The sequence below is a fragment of the Arthrobacter sp. P4_F11 genome (assembly GCF_056401395.1).
The window spans coordinates 1-20,718 of sequence record NZ_JBFUJK010000007.1; the positions used below are offsets into that span (position 1 = coordinate 1).

At 67.2% G+C, this 20,718-nt stretch carries 21 protein-coding genes; 8 read left to right on the plus strand and 13 right to left on the minus strand.

The genetic code is table 11. The annotated features are described in order from the left end of the window. Positions 1-1,110, minus strand: a 1,110-nt coding sequence (locus tag AC1DRO_RS09285) for a M20/M25/M40 family metallo-hydrolase (RefSeq protein ID WP_476950615.1), incomplete at its 3' end; no start/stop codon positions are given. Positions 1,111-1,609: 499 nt separating this feature from the next. Here AC1DRO_RS09285 and AC1DRO_RS09290 point away from each other — a divergent pair. From AC1DRO_RS09290 to AC1DRO_RS09305, 4 genes are read left to right on the plus strand one after another with little or no spacing between them, the layout of a single operon-like run. Next, entirely contained in the window at positions 1,610-2,704 is a 1,095-nt protein-coding gene (locus tag AC1DRO_RS09290; protein ID WP_476950616.1) for an extracellular solute-binding protein, read from the plus strand. Position 2,705: 1 nt separating this feature from the next. After that, on the plus strand, positions 2,706-3,593 hold the full coding sequence (locus AC1DRO_RS09295) for an ABC transporter permease (protein WP_476950617.1): 888 nt from the start codon (positions 2,706-2,708) through the stop codon (positions 3,591-3,593). After that, complete coding sequence (locus AC1DRO_RS09300; protein WP_028275936.1) at positions 3,580-4,407, plus strand: ABC transporter permease; 828 nt, start codon at positions 3,580-3,582, stop codon at positions 4,405-4,407. The genes AC1DRO_RS09295 and AC1DRO_RS09300 overlap by 14 nt, the downstream gene beginning before the upstream one ends. Positions 4,408-4,416: 9 nt before the next feature. Then, positions 4,417-5,538 (plus strand): ABC transporter ATP-binding protein, encoded by a 1,122-nt coding sequence (locus tag AC1DRO_RS09305; RefSeq protein WP_476950618.1) that lies wholly within the window; start codon positions 4,417-4,419, stop codon positions 5,536-5,538. A 181-nt stretch (positions 5,539-5,719) separates the two neighbouring features. Here AC1DRO_RS09305 and AC1DRO_RS09310 read toward each other — a convergent pair whose 3' ends face one another. Next, entirely contained in the window at positions 5,720-6,562 is an 843-nt protein-coding gene (locus AC1DRO_RS09310) for an alpha/beta hydrolase (RefSeq protein WP_476950619.1), read from the minus strand. A 251-nt stretch (positions 6,563-6,813) separates the two neighbouring features. Between AC1DRO_RS09310 and AC1DRO_RS09315 the strand changes: the two genes are divergently transcribed. Beyond that, on the plus strand, positions 6,814-7,230 hold the full coding sequence (locus AC1DRO_RS09315) for a DUF7793 family protein (RefSeq protein WP_164468552.1): 417 nt from the start codon (positions 6,814-6,816) through the stop codon (positions 7,228-7,230). A gap of 18 nt (positions 7,231-7,248) precedes the next feature. Here AC1DRO_RS09315 and AC1DRO_RS09320 read toward each other — a convergent pair whose 3' ends face one another. Then, the gene (locus AC1DRO_RS09320; RefSeq protein ID WP_476950620.1) at positions 7,249-8,142 is read right to left on the minus strand and encodes a helix-turn-helix transcriptional regulator; all 894 of its coding nucleotides are present in this window, start codon (positions 8,140-8,142) and stop codon (positions 7,249-7,251) included. Between the two features lie 144 nt (positions 8,143-8,286). On the opposite strand from AC1DRO_RS09320, the gene AC1DRO_RS09325 reads away from it, so the two are divergent. After that, entirely contained in the window at positions 8,287-9,330 is a 1,044-nt protein-coding gene (locus tag AC1DRO_RS09325) for an NAD(P)-dependent alcohol dehydrogenase (protein WP_459383567.1), read from the plus strand. A 209-nt stretch (positions 9,331-9,539) separates the two neighbouring features. Here AC1DRO_RS09325 and AC1DRO_RS09330 read toward each other — a convergent pair whose 3' ends face one another. Next, entirely contained in the window at positions 9,540-9,860 is a 321-nt protein-coding gene (locus AC1DRO_RS09330; protein WP_028275942.1) for a GYD domain-containing protein, read from the minus strand. 228 nt (positions 9,861-10,088) lie between these two features. Between AC1DRO_RS09330 and AC1DRO_RS09335 the strand changes: the two genes are divergently transcribed. Then, complete coding sequence (locus AC1DRO_RS09335) at positions 10,089-10,418, plus strand: antibiotic biosynthesis monooxygenase family protein (protein WP_028275943.1); 330 nt, start codon at positions 10,089-10,091, stop codon at positions 10,416-10,418. A gap of 51 nt (positions 10,419-10,469) precedes the next feature. On the opposite strand, the gene AC1DRO_RS09340 is transcribed toward AC1DRO_RS09335, so the two are convergent. Continuing rightward, on the minus strand, positions 10,470-11,072 hold the full coding sequence (locus tag AC1DRO_RS09340; RefSeq protein WP_476950621.1) for a DUF6919 domain-containing protein: 603 nt from the start codon (positions 11,070-11,072) through the stop codon (positions 10,470-10,472). After that, entirely contained in the window at positions 11,073-11,612 is a 540-nt protein-coding gene (locus tag AC1DRO_RS09345) for an SRPBCC family protein (protein WP_476950622.1), read from the minus strand. It lies immediately after the preceding gene. A gap of 283 nt (positions 11,613-11,895) precedes the next feature. Between AC1DRO_RS09345 and AC1DRO_RS09350 the strand changes: the two genes are divergently transcribed. Further along, on the plus strand, positions 11,896-12,879 hold the full coding sequence (locus AC1DRO_RS09350; RefSeq protein WP_476950623.1) for an ABC transporter substrate-binding protein: 984 nt from the start codon (positions 11,896-11,898) through the stop codon (positions 12,877-12,879). A 107-nt stretch (positions 12,880-12,986) separates the two neighbouring features. Here the strand turns inward: AC1DRO_RS09350 and AC1DRO_RS09355 are convergent, their stop codons facing one another. The 7 genes from AC1DRO_RS09355 to AC1DRO_RS09385 are packed head-to-tail and all read right to left on the minus strand — an operon-like array spanning position 12,987 to position 20,643. Then, the gene (locus AC1DRO_RS09355; protein WP_476950624.1) at positions 12,987-14,420 is read right to left on the minus strand and encodes an NtaA/DmoA family FMN-dependent monooxygenase; all 1,434 of its coding nucleotides are present in this window, start codon (positions 14,418-14,420) and stop codon (positions 12,987-12,989) included. 10 nt (positions 14,421-14,430) lie between these two features. Beyond that, a complete protein-coding gene (locus AC1DRO_RS09360) occupies positions 14,431-15,591 on the minus strand; it encodes an LLM class flavin-dependent oxidoreductase (protein WP_243178270.1) in 1,161 nt (386 codons plus the stop codon). Further along, positions 15,588-16,475, minus strand: coding sequence for a DUF1684 domain-containing protein (locus tag AC1DRO_RS09365; protein WP_476950625.1), 888 nt, complete (start codon positions 16,473-16,475; stop codon positions 15,588-15,590). Before AC1DRO_RS09365 ends, AC1DRO_RS09360 begins: the two co-directional genes overlap by 4 nt. Continuing rightward, positions 16,459-17,619, minus strand: a complete 1,161-nt coding sequence (locus AC1DRO_RS09370) for an LLM class flavin-dependent oxidoreductase (protein ID WP_476950626.1) — start codon at positions 17,617-17,619, stop codon at positions 16,459-16,461. The genes AC1DRO_RS09365 and AC1DRO_RS09370 overlap by 17 nt, the downstream gene beginning before the upstream one ends. Then, positions 17,616-18,680, minus strand: a complete 1,065-nt coding sequence (locus tag AC1DRO_RS09375; protein ID WP_476950627.1) for an ABC transporter substrate-binding protein — start codon at positions 18,678-18,680, stop codon at positions 17,616-17,618. Before AC1DRO_RS09375 ends, AC1DRO_RS09370 begins: the two co-directional genes overlap by 4 nt. A gap of 8 nt (positions 18,681-18,688) precedes the next feature. After that, positions 18,689-19,549 carry an amino acid ABC transporter ATP-binding protein gene (locus AC1DRO_RS09380; protein ID WP_476950628.1) on the minus strand — a complete coding sequence of 287 codons (861 nt, stop codon included), beginning with the start codon at positions 19,547-19,549 and terminating at the stop codon, positions 18,689-18,691. Continuing rightward, positions 19,546-20,643: an amino acid ABC transporter permease gene (locus AC1DRO_RS09385; RefSeq protein WP_476950629.1), complete on the minus strand. Its 1,098-nt coding sequence runs from the start codon at positions 20,641-20,643 to the stop codon at positions 19,546-19,548. The genes AC1DRO_RS09380 and AC1DRO_RS09385 overlap by 4 nt, the downstream gene beginning before the upstream one ends. Positions 20,644-20,718 lie beyond the last annotated feature (75 nt).

Consider the following 20,718-nt stretch of genomic DNA (forward strand, 5'->3'; position numbering starts at 1 on the left):
TGAGCAGTTCCTGAGCAGTTCCGGGTTGGTGTTGGCGATCGTGTCGCAGGCCTCGTGGTAGCAGGGATCGAGGTCCTTGCCGGCCACCCCGCCGTAGGCCTGCACCTGGGCTTTGGTCTTTGACTTCTCATCGCCGGTGAACAGCCCGCCGCCGGGAATGCCGGCCATGAGGAACGGTTCGTAATCGGAGTCGCCGTCGACAAAGGGCGTTGTTTCCGCCGGCAGCGAGTTGCTTTCGAAGAACCGGAAAAAGACCTCCTCAATCTCCTGGGAGCCCATCGGCCCGGCCTCCCCGAAATCCGATCCGTCGCCGTCGTGAAAGGACCGCACCCCGTTCGGCGAGGCTGCCATGTCCACATTCAGGTAAAGCGCCGTCCGGCGGACTTCGGCCGCGCTCAGCTCGTCAACGTAATGCTGGGACCCGTACAGGCCGTCCTCCTCGCCGCCCCAGAACGCAAACCGGACCCGGTTCGCCGGCGTGATCCCGGCCTCCTTCATCCACCGCGCGGTCTCCAGGACCGCCGCGACCCCGCTGCCGTTGTCGTTGATCCCGGGCCCCTCCCGCACGGAGTCCAGGTGCCCGCCCACCACCACCGTGTTCCCGGCGTCCCCTGCGGTGTCGGCCAGGATGTTAAAGGACTCCACCGTCTTGCCGCGCCGGCCGTCCTCTTTGAACGTGAAGCTCTGCCGCACCGGCGAGTACCCCGCGGCACGCAGCTGTTCCTCGACATAGCGGGCCGACTCCTCATACCCGGAGGTCCCCGAGGCCCGGTTCCCGCCGTTGGCATCCGCCACCCGCTGCAGCGCCTGCAGGTGCCCCGACATGTCCCGGGACTTGAACGCCGCCAGCACGGCGCGCGCATCCACCGTGCTCGCCGGGGTCAGCTGCGGGACCGCAGCACTCGGAGTGGCGGACTCGGGTGCGGCGGATTGGCTCGTGCCGCCGCCGGATTTGCCCGTGGCGCCACCTGAGGGTGTGCCAGATGGTGTGCCACCGGACGGAATGCCGGCCGACGGGATGCCAGCCGCGACCCCGGAGGTACAGGCCGACGTCGAGAGCAGGACCAGGGCGAGGAGCGAGGGAAGTACGTGCTTGCGGAGAGTGATCATGCCGGGAGCCCATCACTAGTCGGTACAAGTTCGCTTGCTCCGGCTCGATCGGTCAGGACGCTCGCCACTGACGCTCCAGTAAGTCGCGGCCACCATCGCCCGGCAAATACTCCTATCAGGTCGAACCATTGTCGGTCGTCCCGCTGTATCCGCGATAGTGCCCCGCTGTGAATTTGCTGTGCAAATCGGGCCCCGCATAAACCGGCGGCCGGGGGAGTGTCCCCAGTTCAAATTCCGGAGTTTCTTAAAGCAATACAACTGTTGACTAGTGAGCAACTTCACAGTTACAGTTGCGAAACCGAAAAGCCGCCGGAAGGCGGACTCGAGATCTCCAGGTGGAATGGATGGCGCGCGCGAACCGCGGCTGTCACTTCTCCTTCTCTCTTCACTTCTTCTCCTTCACTGCGCCACACGCAATCACACGCACCGCACCCCGCTACGCCCGCAATCCTGCACGCCCTCTTTTGGCGTGCCCGCGTCCATGAGAGGCACTTCCCCCATGACAGCATTCCGTTCCACTCCCTTTGACCGCAGGCAGCTCCTCAAAGCGGCAGCGCTGACGCCATTTGCGGGTCTGGCGCTCTCCGGCTGCGCGGCGAAGCCCGCCGAAAGTGCCGCTGCCAACAAGACAGTGACCGTCACGTCCTATGGTGGCTCGTACAACGACCAGCTGACCCAGACAATCCTGGACCCGTTCTCCAAGCAGTCGGGGATCCAGACGACGCTGCTGGCCAACACCTCCCTGGCCGCGCTGAAGGCCCAGGTCCAGTCCGGCGACGTGCAGTGGGACCTCGTGGAAATCACGGCGCCGGAGTATGAGGTGGCCGTGGCCGAGGGACTGTTAGAGAAGTTCGACTACAACATCATCAGCGACAAGGGCCTGCCCGGATACGCGAAGGCTGAATACGGCATCAAGTACCTGAGCTTCCTGTTTGTCATGGCGTGGGACCAGAAGGTCATTTCCGACGCGCAGGCCCCGAAAGACTGGGCCCAATTCTTCGACCAGGGCAAGTACAACACCAAGCGCTCGGTGTACAACCAGCTCTCCGACAGCTCCGTCCTGGAAGCCGCGCTGCTGGCCGACGGTGTCCCCTTCGACAAGATCTACCCGCTCGACGTCGACCGGGCCCTGAGGGTTCTGGGCCAGCACCCGGGAAAGGACCGGCTGCTGTACCACGCCGCCAACCAGGAGCCCATCCAGCAGCTCACCTCCGGCGAGGTCTCACTCTCCACCAGCTTCAACAACCGCATTAACGCAGCCCGCAACGACGGCGCGAAACTGAACTTCTCCGCCGAAAACGCCGTCCTTGCCGGCGACTACTTCGTGGTTCCGAAGGGCGCCAAGAACAAGGAAGCGGCCTTCAAGCTGATGAACTTCATGTCCAACGACGCCGAGGCCGGCGCGGCGTTCGACAAGGTCACCAACCTGACCCTGGCCAACACCCCGGCGCTGTCCAAGCTGCCGAAGGAAATCGCCGACACGCTTCCCACCAGCCCCCGGCTCGCGGACAAGATCCTGGTCCGCGACGACAAGTGGTGGTCGCAGAACCTGAAGAAGACCGAGCAGCAGTTCAAGCTCTGGCAGGCCAGCTGACATGAGCAACGCAACTCTCGAGCGGCCCCGGCCGCGGGGCCGCGGTGCGCCTGCCTCCGCCGAGGCACCACCACGACGGCGGCGCAGCGGCTGGTGGCTGCTGCTGGCTCCGATCCTTGCCTTCGACGTCGTGCTGTTCCTGACGCCGCTGGGCAAACTGGTCGGCGCAAGCTTTGCCGACAACGCCTACCAGCGGGTCCTTGAGGACCCGCTGGTGGTGCGCGCCCTGGTCAACACCCTGACCATCAGCCTGGCCAGCACCATTGTCACCGTGGTGCTGGGCTACATCATCGCCATGGTGCTGTGGCGGGCCGGCAACGTCACCCGGGTGATCCTGTTCGCCGTCGTACTCCTGCCGTTCTGGACCGGCATCCTGGTGAAGAACTTCGCCTGGGCCGTCCTGCTGCAGGACAACGGCATTGTGAACGCCTTCCTGCAGGGAATCGGGCTGACCGGTGCGCCGATCCCGTTGCTGCACAACCGGTTCGCCGTGATCGTCGGCATGGTGCACTGCCTCCTGCCGTATGCGGTGTTCCCGATCTTCTCCTCGCTGACATCGATCGATGACCGGCTGGGGCTCGCGGCCCGCTCGCTTGGCGCGCGGGAAGGATCCGTCTTCCGCACGATCACGCTGCCGCTGAGCATGCCCGGCATTTCCGCGGCCGGGCTGCTGGTCTTCATCATCAGCACAGGCTTCTTCATCACCCCGGTGGTGATGGGCGGGCCCGGCGACATGATGATCGCCAACCAGATCGACTACTACGCCCGACAGCTGACTGACTTCTCCGGGGCCGCTGCGCTGGCCGTCATCCTGACGGTCATGGTCAGTATCCTCGTGGCCGTCTACCAGCGCGTCCTCAAGGCAGGAGGCCACCATGAAGACAACTAATCCGCAGCACCGGATGCTGGCGCTCCTTTCCATCCCGGCCTTCCTGTTCCTCGTCATTCCGACGGCGATTGTGGTGCCGGTCGCGCTGAACGACAGCCGCTACATCACCTTCCCGCCGGAGGGAATCTCCTTCGCCGCCGTAGCCGGATTCTTCGCCGACCGGGCCTGGACCTCCGCACTGACGGCCAGCCTGCAGTCGGCGGCGATCGCCGTCGTGATCGGCGTGCTGCTGGGCGCCACCGCGGCGATCGGCCTGCACGGGCGCAAGTTTCCCGGCCAGCCCGCCGTGGTGGGTCTGATTCTCGCGCCGATGATCGTGCCGACCGTGGTGCTGGCGCTGGCGTTCTACCAGTTCTTCATCTCGATCGGCATGGTGGGCAGCATTGTCCCCATCGGCCTGGCGCACGCCGTGATCGCGACCCCCTATGTGTACCTGACCACCCGCGCCAGCCTCGCCGGGCTCAACCCGGCCCTGGTCCGGTCGGCGCAGAGCCTCGGGGCCGGACCGCTCTCCGTCCTGCGGCACGTGTATCTGCCCATCATCCTGCCCGGCCTGATCTCCGGGGCGCTCTTCGCGTTCTCGGTCTCCATCGATGAGACGGTGATGTCCCTGTTCATGCAGTCCCCGGGGGCCACCACCTTGCCGGTGAAGATGTTCACGGATATCCAGTTCAACCTGACCCCGAAGATCGCGGTGTCCTCCGCCCTGCTGGTCAGCGTCGCCACCATCGGGCTGCTGCTCCAGGTCTTGTTTGTCCTCAAGCGCCGCTCTTCAACCCGGATGCTGCCGCTGGCCGTGTCCGCACAAACGTAAGGAAAGTCGATGACCGCATCAGTGATTTCCGCGGGGCCCCTTCCCGGCACGGGCAGGGCCGCCCAGGGCGCCATTGAGCTCCGCCAGGTCAGCAAGCACTACGGCGACGTCGTTGCCGTGGACGAACTGGACCTGACAGTCCAGCCGGGGGAGTTCGTGACCCTCCTGGGCCCCAGCGGCTCCGGCAAGACGACCACCATGATGATGGTGGCGGGATTTGAAGAACACACCGCCGGAGCCATCCTCATTGACGGCAAACCCGTGGACACGCTGCCGCCGCGGGACCGCAATCTCGGTGTGGTGTTTCAGAACTACGCCCTGTTCCCGCACATGAGCGCGCTGGAAAACGTGGAGTTTGCTCTGCGCATGAGGAAGGTGCCGCGCGCGGAACGCCGCCAGCGCGCCGAGGAAGCTCTCGACCGTGTGGGACTGGGCAAGATGGGCGGGCGCAAGCCGCGCCAGCTCTCCGGCGGACAGCAGCAGCGGGTGGCGCTGGCCCGGGCACTGGTCTTCAACCCGGCGGCCCTGCTGCTGGATGAGCCGATGGCAGCCCTGGACAAGCGCCTTCGCGAGCAGATGCAGGAGGAGATCAAGACCCTGCAGAAGGGCCTGGGCATCTCCGTGCTGTTCGTGACACACGACCAGGACGAGGCCATGGCCATGTCGGACCGGATCGTGGTGATGCGGGACGGGAAGATCGTGCAGTCCGGCCCGCCGGAGGAGGTGTACAACCACCCCATGACCGACTGGGTGGCCAGCTTCCTGGGCGACACCAACCTCATCCCGTGCACCATCGTGGAGCGCAACGGCGAGGAAGCCGTGGTGGACCTCGGCGGACTGGGTATGGCAAAGGTCCGGGACCGCGGGGCAAGCGGTGAGAACTACGCCGTCTCCATCCGCCCGGAGCACCTCAAATTCAGGACACGGGCCGCGGCGGGCAACGGATGCGCCGCGACCCTGGTGTCCTCCACGAATCTTGGCGCCACGGTCCGCCACCGCCTCACGGCCGGCGGCCACGACCTCCAGCTCCGTGAGCTGAGCTCCGACAGTGTCGCCCGGATCCGGCCGGATGAGGAGCTGTGGGTGGGCTGGGACGCGGACAAGGCCCAGCTGCTGGTCCTGGAGTCCTGACCGCCGGATGCTGTGACGGCCGGGCCGGTTCCGGCACCCCTCCGCGGGACATGCCCTCCTCCGGCGCCCAGGGATGGACATATGCCCACTATGTCCATCCCTGAGCCGCGCCGGGGGACAAGTCCATTCCTGAAAAGGGGGCATGTCCACTGCCGGACACGCTGACTCTGGCCGGTAGTACTCAGCCGAACTCTTTGATGAAGTCCAGGGCGGTTTGGGCGACTTCAGGCCAGCCGTGATCGATCGTGAGAGAGTGGCCGCGGTCCTGCAGCTCCTTGATTGCCGTGTGCGCCGAATTTCCTTTTTGACGCTTGTAGGACGCATTGGCGATGGCCCACGGCACGGTGTGGTCTTTCTCCCCGGAGATGATCAGCAACGGCCCCCGATCCGGATTCTTCGTGTCGACCTTGGCCTCGGTGAACGGGTTGAGGTTTGCGGTTGCAGCCTGGAACAGAGGCACGCCAGAGGCCGCGACATGAAAGGTGTCAAACAATTGGCGGGCTTCGTCCTCGTCCACGGCATTGGCCCAGCCGAAACGGAATTCGTCAAAAGTCAGAGACACTGCACGCTTGGCGTTGGCGGGATTCGCGATCACAGGCGCTGCTGACTTTAGGGCTGAGGCCGGCAGCGGCAGGACTCCCCGGAACGGTGCGGGGTCGATCGCCACCGTGACTGCGGAGGCTCCGGTTCCGGCGATCCTCTGGGCGATGAGTCCGCCGAAGGAATGCCCCACGACAGCGGGCTTGATGGTGAGCTGGCCAATCGCGTCGAGGTAGTGCTCCGTGACTTGCCTGACCATCTTCTTGGCAAAGACCTCCGGGCTGCGTCTGGCCTCATCGACGCTTTCGGGATCATCGGGCCACGTGGGGGCGAGCGTGGTGTAGCCGTTCTCCTCATAGAGGGCCCGCCACCGGTCCCAACTGCTGGACAGGAGCCATAGTCCGTGGACGAAGACGACGGGTTTGAGGCCGGAAGCGTTCGCCCGGTCCACCTGCTGTTGCTCGAGGTTGGTCATATCAGCCATGGCGCTCATCCGTTCGCGTGTGCATCGCGGGCCGTCTGTGGGGGACGCGGGGACGTCCTCCCGCAGGCACGAGTATGCCTGCGGGCCATGGCGAAGGCAATGCCTTTGCTGAATACCGGTACGGGCTGCAGGCCGCATGGGGCATGTCCGTGGCCGGTCGGCGACGCGGAGTGCAGCCATGGTCTGCGGTCCGCCACGCGCACCGGGTCCCAAACCCGTGGCTTGTCAGGACCGGCCCTACAATGGTCTCGATGATGCCAGGACATATAGCAGCTGCTGACGGAAAGAACGTGCTGAGCATCAGTGCGGGCATCATCACATCCGTCTGGCAGCCGGGCACGTTTGTTGATGTCGACGATGCCAGGGACGCGATGCTGGCCGTAGCGCAGATCAGCGGCGGAATACCGATGCCGATGCTCTCCGAAATGACGGACGTTGAGATCAGCGCGGCCGCCAGGTACGAGTTCGCGCAGACAACAGGGGTTCTGGCGATTGCCGTGCTTGGATCCAGCACCGTGGATCGTGTGATCGCGGCGGCCATGAGCCGGCACACCCGCTACCCCCACGAATTCTTCACTTCCCGGGACAAGGCCACGGCCTGGCTGAGCAACTTTACCTCCAGCGGCCAGTCCGGTGGATACACGGACGGCATATCCGCCCTGGCGTGAGAGTGCCGGCTGCCCCGGTCAGGTCTTGTCCACAGTAAAAGCCGCCCCGGCCTCCTTGGCTTGCTGGTTGGTCGCGGCCCAGCTGGCCAGCAGCCGCAGCGCATCTTCCGACGCGGAGCCGGGCTCGGCGTTGTAGACCAGCAGGGACAGCCCGGCGTCGGCGGAGACGTCCATTGCCTCGTACATCAGGTGGAGATCCCCGACCACAGGGTGGTGCAAGTGTTTGAGCCCGGTGTAGTGCTGGCGCACGTTATGCGCCGCCCACAGGGTGCGGAATTCCTCGCTCCGCGTCGAGAGTTCCCCGATCAGGTCGGTCAGCCCGCGGTCGTAGGGATCCCGGCCGGCCTCGGTGCGCAGGATCGCGACGGTGTCGCTCGCCGCACGGTCCCAGCCCGGGTAGAAGCTGCGCGATCGCGCGTCCAGGAAGATGAACCGGGCATGGTTGGCCGGGCGGGCCGGACCCGCGTACATGTCCGAATACAGGGCAAGGCCCAGCGGGTTGGCCGCAAGGATGTCCATGCGTCCGTTCCGCACAAAGGCGGGCGCGTTGGCGATGGCGTTCAGCGTCAGCTGAACGCTGCGCCGGACGGACTCCGCGGGACGGGGACGACGGCGGGTCCGGCTGCCCGGGGCCGCTGCCCGGGCCAGATCGAAGAGGTGGGCCCGTTCGGCGTCGTCGAGTTGGAGGGCCCTGGCCACAGCGTCCAGAACTCCCTCCGAAACGCCGGACAGGTTTCCCCGCTCCAGCCTCGTGTAGTACTCGACGCTGACGCCGGCCAGCATGGCGACTTCCCCGCGGCGGAGTCCGGGGACCCGGCGTTTCGCGCCGTAGATCGGCAATCCCGACTCTTCGGGGGTGATCTTGGCCCGGCGCGAGGCAAGGAACTCGCGGGTCGCCTCTCGATTGTCCATGCCATCAACGTTAGGCCTTTGGGCTCTCTGAGGGAGGCCCTGCCAGTACCCCTATCAGCAGGGACTCCCTCACGGCTGCGTTACCGGGTTTGATGGATGGTGTTCCGTTGAACAACCCCCAACGATCAACAAGCAGGAGATTCATTGCTTACTGTCAACGCTTACGCATCACCGTCCGCGACCGGGCCGCTCGCCCTCACCACCATCGAGCGCCGCGACGTGGGACCCCACGATGTCCTGATCGAGATCAAGTACGCCGGGATCTGCCATTCCGATATCCACACTGTCCGCGGCGACTGGGGCCCGCAGACCTATCCGCTGGTTCCCGGCCATGAAATTGCCGGCATTGTCACCGAGGTGGGAACGGCCGTGACCAAGCACGCCGTCGGTGACCGGGTCGGCGTCGGCTGCATGGTCAATTCGTGCGGCGAGTGCGTCAACTGCCAGGCCGGCGAGGAGCAGTACTGCCTCGCCGGGAACACCGGCACCTATGGCGCCGTCGACCGAGACGGCACCATCACCCAGGGCGGCTACTCCACCCACGTCGTTGTGACCGAAGATTTCGTGGTCACCATTCCCGAGGGCATCGAGCTCGACGTCGCCGCGCCGCTGCTGTGCGCCGGCATCACCACCTACTCGCCGCTGAACCACTGGGGCGCGGGTCCCGGTAAAAAGGTCGCGATCGTCGGCCTCGGCGGACTGGGCCACATGGCAGTCAAGATCGCCCACGCCATGGGCGCCGAGGTCACGGTCCTGTCGCAGTCGCTGAAGAAGCAGGAAGACGGGCTGAAGCTGGGCGCGGACCACTACTACGCCACGAGCGACGAGAACACTTTCACGGACCTTGCCGGCACTTTTGACCTGATCATCAACACGGTCAGTGCCGCGATCGACATCAGCTCCTACCTGCAGCTGCTGACCCTCGACGGCGCACTGGTCAACGTCGGCGCCCCCGCGGAACCGCTCCCGGTGAACGCGTTCGCCCTGATCATGGGCCGCCGTTCCTTCGCCGGCTCGATGATCGGCGGCATCCGTGAAACTCAGGAAATGCTCAACTTCTGCGCCGAGCACGGCCTGGGCGCCGAAATCGAGGTCATCCCGGCCGCGAAGATCAACGACGCCTACGAGCGCGTCCTGGCCTCCGACGTCCGCTACCGCTTCGTGATCGACACCGCGACCCTGAACTAGGACGCAGCGCACCACCTCGCGATGTGGGAAGCGCCAGCAGAGGGCGCGGAGTCCGAGTGGGGTGACCTCGTGACCGACGAGGAATACAACGGCGCCAAGTAGCGCGACCGCCAGGCAGTTAGCGCGGCTGCGCTAAAACATCCGGCGCTGCCGGTGCGGGGCCAGCCCGGGGGACTGGCCCCGCACCGGCATGCCGGGAACCGCGTGGGCTATTGCCCCGGGGCCCGGTACGACGGCGTCTTCTTGGCTGCCGCGTCGAGATCCTCTGCTGACATGAGCGGTTTCATGTGCAGGTTCACGGCGCCGGTGGAATTGATCATCAGTGACAGGGCGACGGCGTCGGCCTGGTCGGGGATATCGAAGACTCCGACAACGTCGGTCTCCCCGAAGGCGTAGTAGAAGCTTTCCAGCGAGCCGTCCACCGATTTGAGGGCTTCGACAACGGCATCACGCCGTTTGGTGCCGCCCTCACGCATGAGTCCCTTGATTCCGTCGCCGACGTAGTTCGCTTCGAACAGATATTTGCTCATCGTTTTTCCTATCCTGTGTTCGCCCAGGACATCGGCATCCGAACGTGTGCCCGCTCCCAACGATGGAAGGTCCGAGGCTGGCCCCAGAGTGGGGGTCTGCCCACATGCTAGGCCTTCCACTGCACCCTTACAACGGTTCATTTGCCGCCACAACCGGGCTCCGGGCGGTCCGGGACTACCGCCGGCCGGAGGACAGGAACATAATCGGCGTATCAACCCGTACGGACAATGGAGGCGATCGACGTGTCTGTTTATACGCTCGGAATCTGGCTGGTGCATCCTGGCCGCGAGAACGATTTTGTGCAGGCCTGGCGGGATCTGGCCAGGAAGACGAAGGAAGACTTTCCCAACGCCAAAGCCGTGCTGATGCACGATCGCGACGTCAAGAACAGGTTCATCAGCACCGGCCCGTGGGAGTCCCTGGAACAGATTGAACAGTGGCGGGATTCTGCCCTGTTCAAGCAGGGCCTCGAGGCAATGAAGGACATGCTGGAGCATTTCGAGGCGCGCACCCTGGACGAGGCCGCGAGCATCGGGTGGGATGCGACCGATATGTGAATTTACCGGGAACCGGGTCGCCGCCGGCTGCGCGGCGCGCGTTCCCGCCGGCTAAGGGGCCTGCAGCGCCTCGAGTACGGCGGCCAACAGGACATCGTTCCGGCCCCAGACGGGATCGAAGATTTCCACGTACCAGGCATCCGCCAGGACCAGGGCCAAGGTCTCGTTGGTCTCGGCTGCCCAGTCCCTGAGCTGGTCCTCCCCAACGGGCCCCTCGCTGCTGCCGAGCAAGGTCGCGACGTCGTCGTCCTGTACGGTCACCGGGATGGAGACGCTGCTCGCCTCACCGGGGTCGTGGACGACCGTCACCAGGCCGGTCCGTGCGGACAGGGCCAGGAGTGCCGTCGCCGCCTCCGGGCCGCAGAAGGCCGTCACGTAGGCGCGCTGGGCGAGGCCCCCGGCCTGAACGCCCGGCTGCGATTCCTTGGTGAAGAGCCCGTTGCGGTTCAGCCGGGCGAGCTCTCCGGCGATGGCCGCGGTCTCCTCGTCGAACCCGGGCGCGAAGACGCCCGGCTGGTATTGGCTGTTGCCCTCCAGCCAACGGGCGGTCAGTTCGCCGGCCGCCGGGATGGTGGAGGCCTGCCGCCAGACTTCGCGGTCCGCGAGAAGCCGGCCGAAGCTGTCCCGTTCCGTCGTGAACCTGGCGTCTGACATTTAGGCCTCCTGTGCTGTGGGGTGCGGGGTGGACTGCGCCGTGAGATGTGGGGTGGGGTGCGCCTGCGGGGCGTGGTGCTGCAGGAGGACGGACAACCGTTCGCAGCTGATCCGCAGCGCCTCCAGTTCACGCCGGCTGTAGTCCTCGATGATCGAACGGATCCGCTCGGTGAGGTGCTCGTCGTCGACCTCGAACTCGTGGTTCAGCGTGACCACGGAGAGCCCGTCCGCCGGCCGGATCTCCCAGTCGCCGCCGAGCTCCCGGAACGGGGGCTCGAGGTCCAGCTGGTGGAACTGGGCGCGGTGGCTGGCGGTGTCAAAGACGCGCCAGCAGTGGCTTGAACTGAGTGAGCCGTTGGACACCACGGAGGTGCGCAGCTCGTGGCCGGCGTCGTCGCCGCTGACGCGCTCCGAGTACACCGTCAGGCCCTCGAGGTAGGGCCAGTGTGAGGCGTCGCGCAGCATGCTGAAGACAAGGTCCGCCGGGGCGTTGATGCCGAGCCGGTGCGTGGTCCGGTGCGTTTGCTGGTGCGTGCTCACTGACAAGTTCACCCCTCCTGTGTCGTGCTGTCACCTTGCAGGTCTTCTATGCAGGCTAGGCCAGTTGCGGCCTGCCGTGAACAATTCCGTCCCGTCGCGTCACGCAGGGCAATCTTCGGTAACACAGGGCGTCCGCAGGCAGCGTCCGCGGACGCCGGATGAACGGGTATTACCGCCTGTATCCCTTGGTTTCACCCGGTTTCACGGCGCTTTGACCGGCTCTCCCGGGCCCCGGATAGTTGCTGGCACCAGCACCATTTCAGTCCACTCTCAAGGGGAGAACATGTCCAGTCTTTCGTTTAAATCAGGCGCCGCGGTCGCGTTGGCGGCCACCACTGTCCTGGGTCTGGCGGCCTGCTCCGATCCCGGCGCCGCTGCTGCCGGCGGCCCGTCGGCGGCGCCGTCGTCGTCCACCGGGGTGAAGCAGTTCAACCTCTCGCCGCAGCAGGACCGCGTCAAGGCCACGGTGGATGCCGCGGCCGCCGCGCTCGTCCCGGAAGCCGTTAAGAAGGACGGGAAGCTGACGGTGGCGGTGAGCCCGTTTGCGGCACCGCTGGCCGTTTACGCCACCGACAACAAGACCCCGGTGGGCAACGAGGTGGATATCGCCGTCGCTCTGGCCGAGTCCCTGGGCCTGGAGGCAGACATTGTCCCGACGGCCTGGGCCGACTGGCCGCTCGGCGTCGACTCCGGCAAGTACGAGGCTGTGCTGTCCAATGTCACCGTCACGGAGGAGCGCAAGCTCAAGTTCGACTTCGCCAGCTACCGTGAAGACAAGCTCGGCTTCTATGCCAAGGCGGACAGCAGCGTCACCAAGGTCGAATCGGCCCCGGACGTCGCCGGCAAGCGCGTGATCGTCGGTTCCGGCACCAACCAGGAGGCAATCCTGCTGCGCTGGGATGAGGAGAACAAGAAAAACGGCCTCAAGCCCGTGGAGTTCCAGTATTACGACGACGACTCCGCCTCCCAGCTCGCCATCCAGTCCGGACGGGCGGACGTCACGTTCGGCCCCAACGCCACGGCGGCCTACAAGGCGGCCTCCGACGCCAAGACTAAGCTCGTGGGCCTGGTCGACGGCGGCTGGCCGCTGAAGGCCAGCATCGCCGTCACCACGAAGAAGGACAACGGGTTTGCCGCAGCGGCCCAGGCCGGACTGAACCACCTGATCCAGGACGGAAGCTACGCCAAGATCCTGGACCGCTGGGGGTTGTCCGCGGAAGCCGTCGCGAAGTCGGAGCTGAACCCGGCGGGCCTGCCGAAGAAGTAGCCCGCCCGCGTTGGTTGAATGAACGGTACCGAAAGCCAACGAATCCCCGCCGGGAACGTCTCCGGCGGGGATTCGTTATGGCTGCGTGGTGACCCAGCGGAGATCGTCTAGGCCTGTGCCGTGACGGAGGCCGCCTCGACGCTGGCGCCTGTGCGGGCCGGGGTGGCCAGGCCGAGGTTCTCCCGCAGCGTGCTGCCCGCGTACTCCGTGGGGTACACACCGCGCTGCTGCAGTTCCGGCACGAGGTGGTTGACGATGTCGTCGAGGCCGGACGGGATGAGCCACGGCGAGATGTTGAAGCCGTCGACGGCGCCGGTCCGGGCATACTCGCTGAGCCGGTCCGCGACCTCGGTGTACGAGCCGGTGAAGGTGGAGTCGCCCCGGCTGGTCTTGGCCGAGACGAATTGGCGGATGGACAGGCCCTTCTCCTTGGCCTCGGCCCGCCACTGGTCGGCCAGCTGGCGTGCCTTGGCGCCGTGGAAGCCGCTGCCGCGCGTTTCGGAGGTTTCTTCCACCACGGGGTCGATGTCCGGCAGCGGGCCGTCGGGATCGTAGCCCTGCAGCTCCCGGCCCCAGAACTGTTCGAGGTACGCGATGGCCTGCTGCGGGCCGATCTGCAGACTGCGGACCCAGGCCTTCTTCTCGAGGGCCTCCCGCGGCGTGGCGGCGAGGATGAACTCGCTGGCGGGCATGATCTTCACGTCCTGGGCGCCGCGGCCGGCCCGGAGGGTGCGCTCCACGATGTCGCGGCGGAACTCCAGGGCGTCATCGAGCTGCGGGTGCGCGGAAAAGATGACGTCCGCCTGCCGGGCGGCGAAGTCCCTGCCCTCGGGCGAATCCCCGGCCTGGAACAGCACCGGCCGGTACTGGGCGCTGCGCGGCAGCCGCGGGGTGACGTCGACGGTGTAGTGCCGGCCGGTGTGGCGCACCCGCCGGACCGCGCCCTCCGCCGACCACCGCTCGGCGGAGGCTGAGCCCGCGACGGCGCCGTCGTCCCACGCGTCCCAGATCCGCTTGGCGGTTTCCACGAAGGCCTCGGCGTGGGTGTACCGGTCTGCGTGGTCCAGGTAGCCGCCGCGGCGGAAGTTGGCGCCGGTCCAGGCGTTGTCCGTGGTGACGATGTTCCAGGCCGCGCGGCCGCCGGACAGCAGGTCCAGCGTGGAGAGCCGGTGCGCCAGGTCTGCGGGGTCGTTGTACGTGGTGTTCTGGGTTGCGACGAGCCCGATCTTGGTGGTCACCGCGGCGAGGGCGGCGAGGGCGGTCTGCGCGTCGGGACGGCCGGCGACGTCGAGCGCGTGCGGGCGGCCAAGGTGCTCGCGCAGCCGCAGGCCTTCGCCGAGGAAGAACGCCGCGAACAGGCCGCGCTCGGCGGTTTGGGCGATGCGCCGGAACGATTCGAAGTCGGTCTGGGAGCCGGATTCGGCTGACTTCCAGACGGTTCCGGAGTTGACGCCCTGGAAGAACACGCCCAGCTGGAGCTGACCCGAGGGGATGAACCCGGACGCGGTGAATTCAGCGGCGGGGTGGGTGCTGTGGCTCATGGTGGGCTCCTTAGTTTTCCGCGCCGGGGGCGCTGGATGCGGCGGCGTAGCGGCTGGCTGGCCGTGCCAGCCCCAGCTGATCGCGGAATGTGGCGTCCGGGCTGGTGGGGGCGAGGACCCCGCGCCGGCGCAGTTCGGGCAGCACCAGCCGCGTCAGTTCCTCAAGATCCGTGTCCAGCACGGCGGGGTGCAGGCGGACCCCTTCGGCCCAGGCCAGCACCTCGGTGAGCAGATCGGTAAGCCCGGCCGCCGAGCCGATGAACTGTGCGCGCGGGCTCTGCCACGGGGTGTGGCCGTTCAGTCCGGCCAGCCGCTCAGCGGCGGGCTGGCCGCGGGAGTCCAGCACGACGTCGAGCTCGGCGATCAGCGCAGGCCCGTCGCCGCCGGCGGCGAGTCCTGCGCGCGTCGCCGCGAGCTCGGCGGCCAGGAGCCCGGGCGTCGGGGCCGAGACCAGGAGCGCGTCGGCTGCCCCGGCCGCGACGGCCTCCGCGGTGAGGAGCCCGGCCGGGGCCAGTACGGGCAGCTGGCCCTGGGGCGGCCGTGGAATGATCGACGGACCCTTGACGGAATAGCTGCCGTTTTCGACGTCGATGTAATGCAGCTTGTCGACGTCGAGGTAGCGCCCGGTGGGGACGTCGCGGATCACGGCGTTGTCCTCCCAGGAGTCCCAGAGCCTGCGGCTGACCTCGATCGAATCGGCGGCCTCGCGGGAGAGCCGGTCCCCGCGCACGGTGTCGCGTCCGACGGCGGCGGCATCGGCCGCGCTTGATGAAGCGGCTACCAGCCAGCCGGCCCGTCCCCCCGAGACGTAGTCGAGGCTGGCGAGCTGGGTGGAGATGTGGAAGGGCTCGGTGTAGGCGGTGTCCACTTCCGGAATCAGTGCGAGGGAGCGGGTCACGGGGCCGGCGAACGCGGCGCGCTGCAGGGCGTTGAGCCGGGCCGCGGCGTCCGGGTGCCCGGGGGCCGGCATGCCGGGATCGGAAAACGTCGCCGCGTGGAACCCGGCGGACTCGGCGGCGAGCACGGCGCCGCGGAGGTGTTCCGGGCCCAGCACGGCTGCCGGGGCCGTGCGGGAAACCCGCCACGCGGCCGGGTGGCTGCCGGCACCGTCGAGCTCCAGCAGGAGGAGGCCGTGTTCGCGGGGCCCGTCCTGGGCGGAATGGCTGCTCATGATGCGTCCTGTCGTTCGTAGGGGATCTGTTCGCCGGCCTCGATGGGCACCGGCAGGCGGTTCTCCGCCGGCGGCAGCGGGCACGTGGCGAGGTCCGTGTAGGCGCACGGCAGGTTCACCGCCCGGTTGAAGTCGAGCCAGACCGTGCCGTCGGGGCCCGGAGCGGCCACGGTGAGCGAGCGGTTGGCCGCGTAGGTGCTCTTGCCCGAGGTCGCGTCCGTGAAAAGCACGGACAGCGTGCCCGGAGTGTGGCCGTTGAAGGCGGTGAGGCTCAGGTCTTTGCCGCGGAGCCGGAAGCGGATTTCCCCCGGGGCTTCGTAGACGTGGTGGATTCCTTCGACCGCCGCGCCCACGGTGGTGGGCCGCGGTTCGGCGAACGGCACAAATATTCCTGAAATGGCATATTCGATGCTGGGGGCGTAGGCGGGGGTGCCGCGGTAGCCGGTGAGCAGCGGGTTCAGGGGATGCCGCGGCCGCACGACATAGCGGCCGCCGCGCTTGGCGAGCTCGATCACGGTATGGCCGGCGCCGGCATCCTCCACCCGCAGGTTCAGGCCATCGCGCTCGGGAATCGGGCCGAGGAACACGGTAGCTCCGGTGCCGTCCGCGTTCAGTTCCTGCCCGTCGCGAAGGACGCGGTCGCCTGCCCCCAAAGCCAGGCGGACGACGTCGTCCTCGACGCTCCAGGTGCCCGGCGCACCGTCCAGCCGGGCGGGTGAGGACTCGAGCCAGTGCAGGTGGGTGACGGCGAGGAAGCCGTGGGGGCTGGCGCGGTGGCGTTCGTGCGCGGCATGCCAGTCCGCCCAGGCGGCTTCGAATTCCAGGTCGGAGCGGCGGTCGGGACGAAGGTCAGGACGGCCGTCGGTGTCAGTGGGCGTGGACATGTGAACTCCCGTGGTGGTTGTGGTCGGCTGTGACGCGGGCGGCGGCGTCGGTCTCAGTAGTGCCGGCGAATGCCGGCCGGCCGGCGTACGGGTCGCCGTCGCCCCAGAGCGTGGTGGGCGCGGCGGCGCGGACGGCCGGAATGACTTCCAGGGCGAAGCGCTCCAGAATTTCCTGCTGCTGGGCGAAGGGCAGCGTGGTGGGCAGCGCGATGGACTGCAGGTCGTGGCCGTAGAGCGCGTGGTAGCTGAGGATCTTGTCGATCACCTGCTCCGGGCTGCCCACCAGAGCCGGACCGTCGGCGACGGCGTGGTCGATGTCCCGGTAGGGGGAGTTGTTGCCGGGAACGTTCCGGCCGGTCGTGAGGGCCTCGTAGACCGGGCCGAACTGCCGCTTGGCCTCCTGCGTGGTGTCCGCGATGAACACCCCGCCCGCGCCCGATCCGGAGCTCAGGTACTGGTGCCGGGGATCGTGGCCGTGGCGTGCGTATTCCTCGCGGTAGTGGTCAATGAGCACCTTGTAGTTTTCCCGCGGCTGGATCGCGTTGGCCGTGAACAGCGGATCGCCCCACTGCGCGGCGAGGGCCGCCGAGGCCAGGCTGGTGGCGGAGCCATGCCAGACCCGCGGCGCCCCGGCGAACGGCCGCGGCGTCGTGGTGGTGGGCTCCGTCAGCGCGGCCCGGAACCTCCCGGACCACGTGACGTTTTCCTCGGTCCAAAGCCGGCGGAGCAGGGCATATTTCTCCGCGAGGAGCTCCCACTGGTCCGCCAGGTCCAGGCCGAACAACGGGTATTGCAGCACCTCATTGCCCTTGCCGATCACCAGTTCCAGCCGGCCGCGGCTGAGCTGGTCGATCGTGGCGTAGTCTTCCGCGACCCGCACCGGGTCCAGCACGGACAGCACCGTCACGCCGCTCTGCAGCCGGATCCTGGTGGTCACGGCGGCGATGGCGGCTAGCACGGTGGTGGGGGAGGAGGAGATGAACTCACCCGCGTGGCGTTCCCCGATGGAGAAGCTGTCGTAGCCGAGCTCCTCCGCCCGGCGCGCGGTCTCCACCACCTGGTTGAGCCGGTCCGCGGTGGAGACGATCTCCCCGGTGACCGGGTTCTTCAAGTGCGGGATGATGTCGAGGACCTGGAACCTCACTGTGTTTTCCCGGTCTGTGCTTTCCCTGAAGGGGCTGTCCCTAAGTTGGCCTCAGTGACGGTCGTGGACTCGGGAAGGGCTTCCTCGGAGAGTCCCCAGCGGTCCAGGACCTTGGCGTAGGAGCCGTCCTTGATGGCGGAGTTCAGGGCGTCCGTGATGGCCGGGGCCAGGCCGTTGCCCTTGAGCGTGGTGGCCGCGACCAGGGTCTCGGACGGCCACCCGGCGTTGACCTTGCCCACCACCTTGAGGTCGTCGCGGGTGTTTTCCCGGTACGTGACGGACGGGTAGGGCGCGAGGTTCAGGTCAGTGCGGCCGGAGGACAGGGCCAGGATGGTGTCGGCGTCGGAGGAGTAGTACTGCAGCACCGCGGGTGCCTTGCCCTTGGCCTCGAGCTCCTTGTTCCAGGCGATCAGGATCTTCTCCTGGTTGGTGCCCGAGCCCACCGAGATCTTCAGCCCGGAGATGTCGTCGGAGCCCTTGATGTTGTAGCCGGAGCTCTTCTTGGCCTCGAAGCCCATGTACGCGGCGCGGTAGCTGGAGAAGTCGAAGAGCTTCACCCGGGCGGCGTTGATGCCCACATTGGAGAACACGGCCTCGAAGTCACCGGACTGGGTCTTCAACGGCCAGTTCTCCCAGGAGGTCACCTGGACGTCCAGGTCCAGGCCCAGCTTGTCCGCGACCAGCTGGGCCAGGTCCACCTCCACGCCGATCGGGGTCTTGTCGTCCGTGGCGTGGAAGGACAGCGGAATCGCGCCCGCCGTCGTCGCGACGGTCAGCTTGCCGTCCTTGCCGATCAGCGCAGGGACCTTCGCGGCCAGGGCGGCGTCCTTATCCGCCCGGATCCGCTGCTGGTCCGGCGAGGTGTTGTAGACGACGCCGTTGCGCGCCGCCGTCGTCGCCGGCTGCCCGCCGGCAGCCGCGGAGGCGCCGGGATCCGCGCAGCCACTCAGGGCCAGGGTGCCGGACAGGGTGCCGATAAGGACGACGGCGGGAAGCGCCGCACGCGTCCGCCGGGGACCAGTACTCGCGCGGGCGGTGCGGGGGGCGGAGCTGATTGCCATGGGGTTCCTTAGATGTTGAAAGCGGGTTCGATGACTTTGGAGAAGAAGCTCCGGGTGCGAACTTCGCGCGGGTTGGTGAAAATTTCCTGGGGGGTGCCTTGCTCGACGATCTGGCCCTGGTCCATGAACACCACCGTGTCGGCGACGTCGCGGGCGAAGCCCATCTCATGCGTGACGATGATCAGCGTGGTGCCGGACTTGGCCAGCCCGCGGATGACGTCCAGGACCTCGTTGACCAGTTCCGGGTCCAGGGCCGACGTGGGCTCGTCGAAGAGCAGGATCTTCGGGTCCAGGGCAAGCGCCCGGGCGATCGCGACGCGCTGCTGCTGGCCGCCGGACAGCTGGCGCGGGTAGGCGCCGGCACGGTCCTTCAGGCCCACGCGGTCCAGCAGTTCCAGCCCGCGGTCGCGGGCCTCGGCCTTGGAGAGCCGGGGTTTTCCGGCCCGCGGCGCGACGATCGGTGCCTCGGTGACGTTTTCCAGCGCGGTCAGGTGCGGGAAGAGGTTGAAGTTCTGGAACACCATGCCGATCTCGGTGCGCTGCTTCAGGATTTCCTTTTCGCGCAACTCGTGGAGCCGGCGCCCGCGGACCTCGTAGCCCACCAGCGTGCCGTCGATCGCGATGAACCCGGCGTCGACCTTTTCGAGGTGGTTGATGGTGCGCAGGAGGGTGGATTTGCCGGATCCGGACGGTCCGACGATCACGGCGACACCCCCGGGCTCGACCGTCAGCGTGATGCCCTTGAGGACTTCCGCGGCGCCGAAGGACTTGCGGACCTTCGTGATCTCGACGAGGCCGCGGGTTGTTACGGCGTCCGTGGCAGCGGCCGCGGACGGGGTCTGGGTGGTCGTACGGAGTGCGGTGCTCATCGGGTGCCCCTTTCCTGGTTCGATTCCCGGGCGGCGGGCGTATGGACGGCGAGGAATTTGCGGGCCTTCTGCAGCGGCGTCAGGGGCAGCGTACGGACCGCGCCCTTGGAGTAGTGCCGCTCGATGTAGTACTGGAAGACGCTCAGGACCGAGGTGATGACGACGTACCAGAGCGTGGCCACGAGCAGCAGCGGCAGGACCTGCTGGGTGCGGTTGTAAATGACCTGGACGGTGTAGAAAAGCTCGGAATAGGCCAGGACGTAAACGATTGAGGTGCCCTTGACCAGGCCGATCACCTCGTTGAACGCGGTGGGCAGGATGGCCCGCATGGCCTGGGGCAGGACGATCCTGGTGGAACGCCGCCAGGCCGGAATGCCCAGGGCGGTTGCGGCCTCGAGCTGGCCCTGGTCCACGGACAGGATGCCGCCGCGGATGATCTCGGCGGAGTAGGCGGCCTGGTTCAGGGTCAGGCCGAGGACTGCCGCGGCGAACTGGCTGATCAGGGTGGTGGTCTGCGCCTCAAAGAAGCGCACGTCCGTGAAGGGGAGCCCCAGGCTGATTTTCTCGTAGAGGTAGCCCAGGTTGTACCAGAGCAGCATCTGCACCAGCAGCGGCGTGGAGCGGAAAATCCAGGAGAACGTCCAGGAGACGGAGACCAGCAGGGGCGACGCCGAGAGCCGCATCAGCGCCAGGATGAAACCCAGGATGAAGCCGAGCGCCCCGGAGATCGCCGTCAGCTTCAGGGTCTCCAGCAGGCCGTTCACGATCGACTGCGCGGTGAACCACTGCGCCACCACGCCCCACTCCCAGCGCGGGTTGGTGGCCAGCGACCAGGCAATGCCGGCCACGCCCACGGCGACGACGGCGGTGCCCACCCAGCGCCACGGGTGGCGGGCCGGGACCAGCCGGTAGTCGGCGTAGTCGGTGGCGGCCTTGCGGCCCACCGAATCGGAGCCGACCGTTCCGGCCGGTGCGGTCTCGCCGGCGGGTACGGGTCCTGCGGCCCGGACCTCCGCGGTCTCAGGTGCGGATTCGATGCCGGCGGACGCCGGCTCCGGGGCGGACTGTGCCACCGGGGTTGCTGTTGAACTCATGCGCCACCTCGCTTCTTCCAGTTGCTGTGGGGGTAGTTGGCTGCCAATCTAGGGCCGTGCGAAATCGCGCGGCAA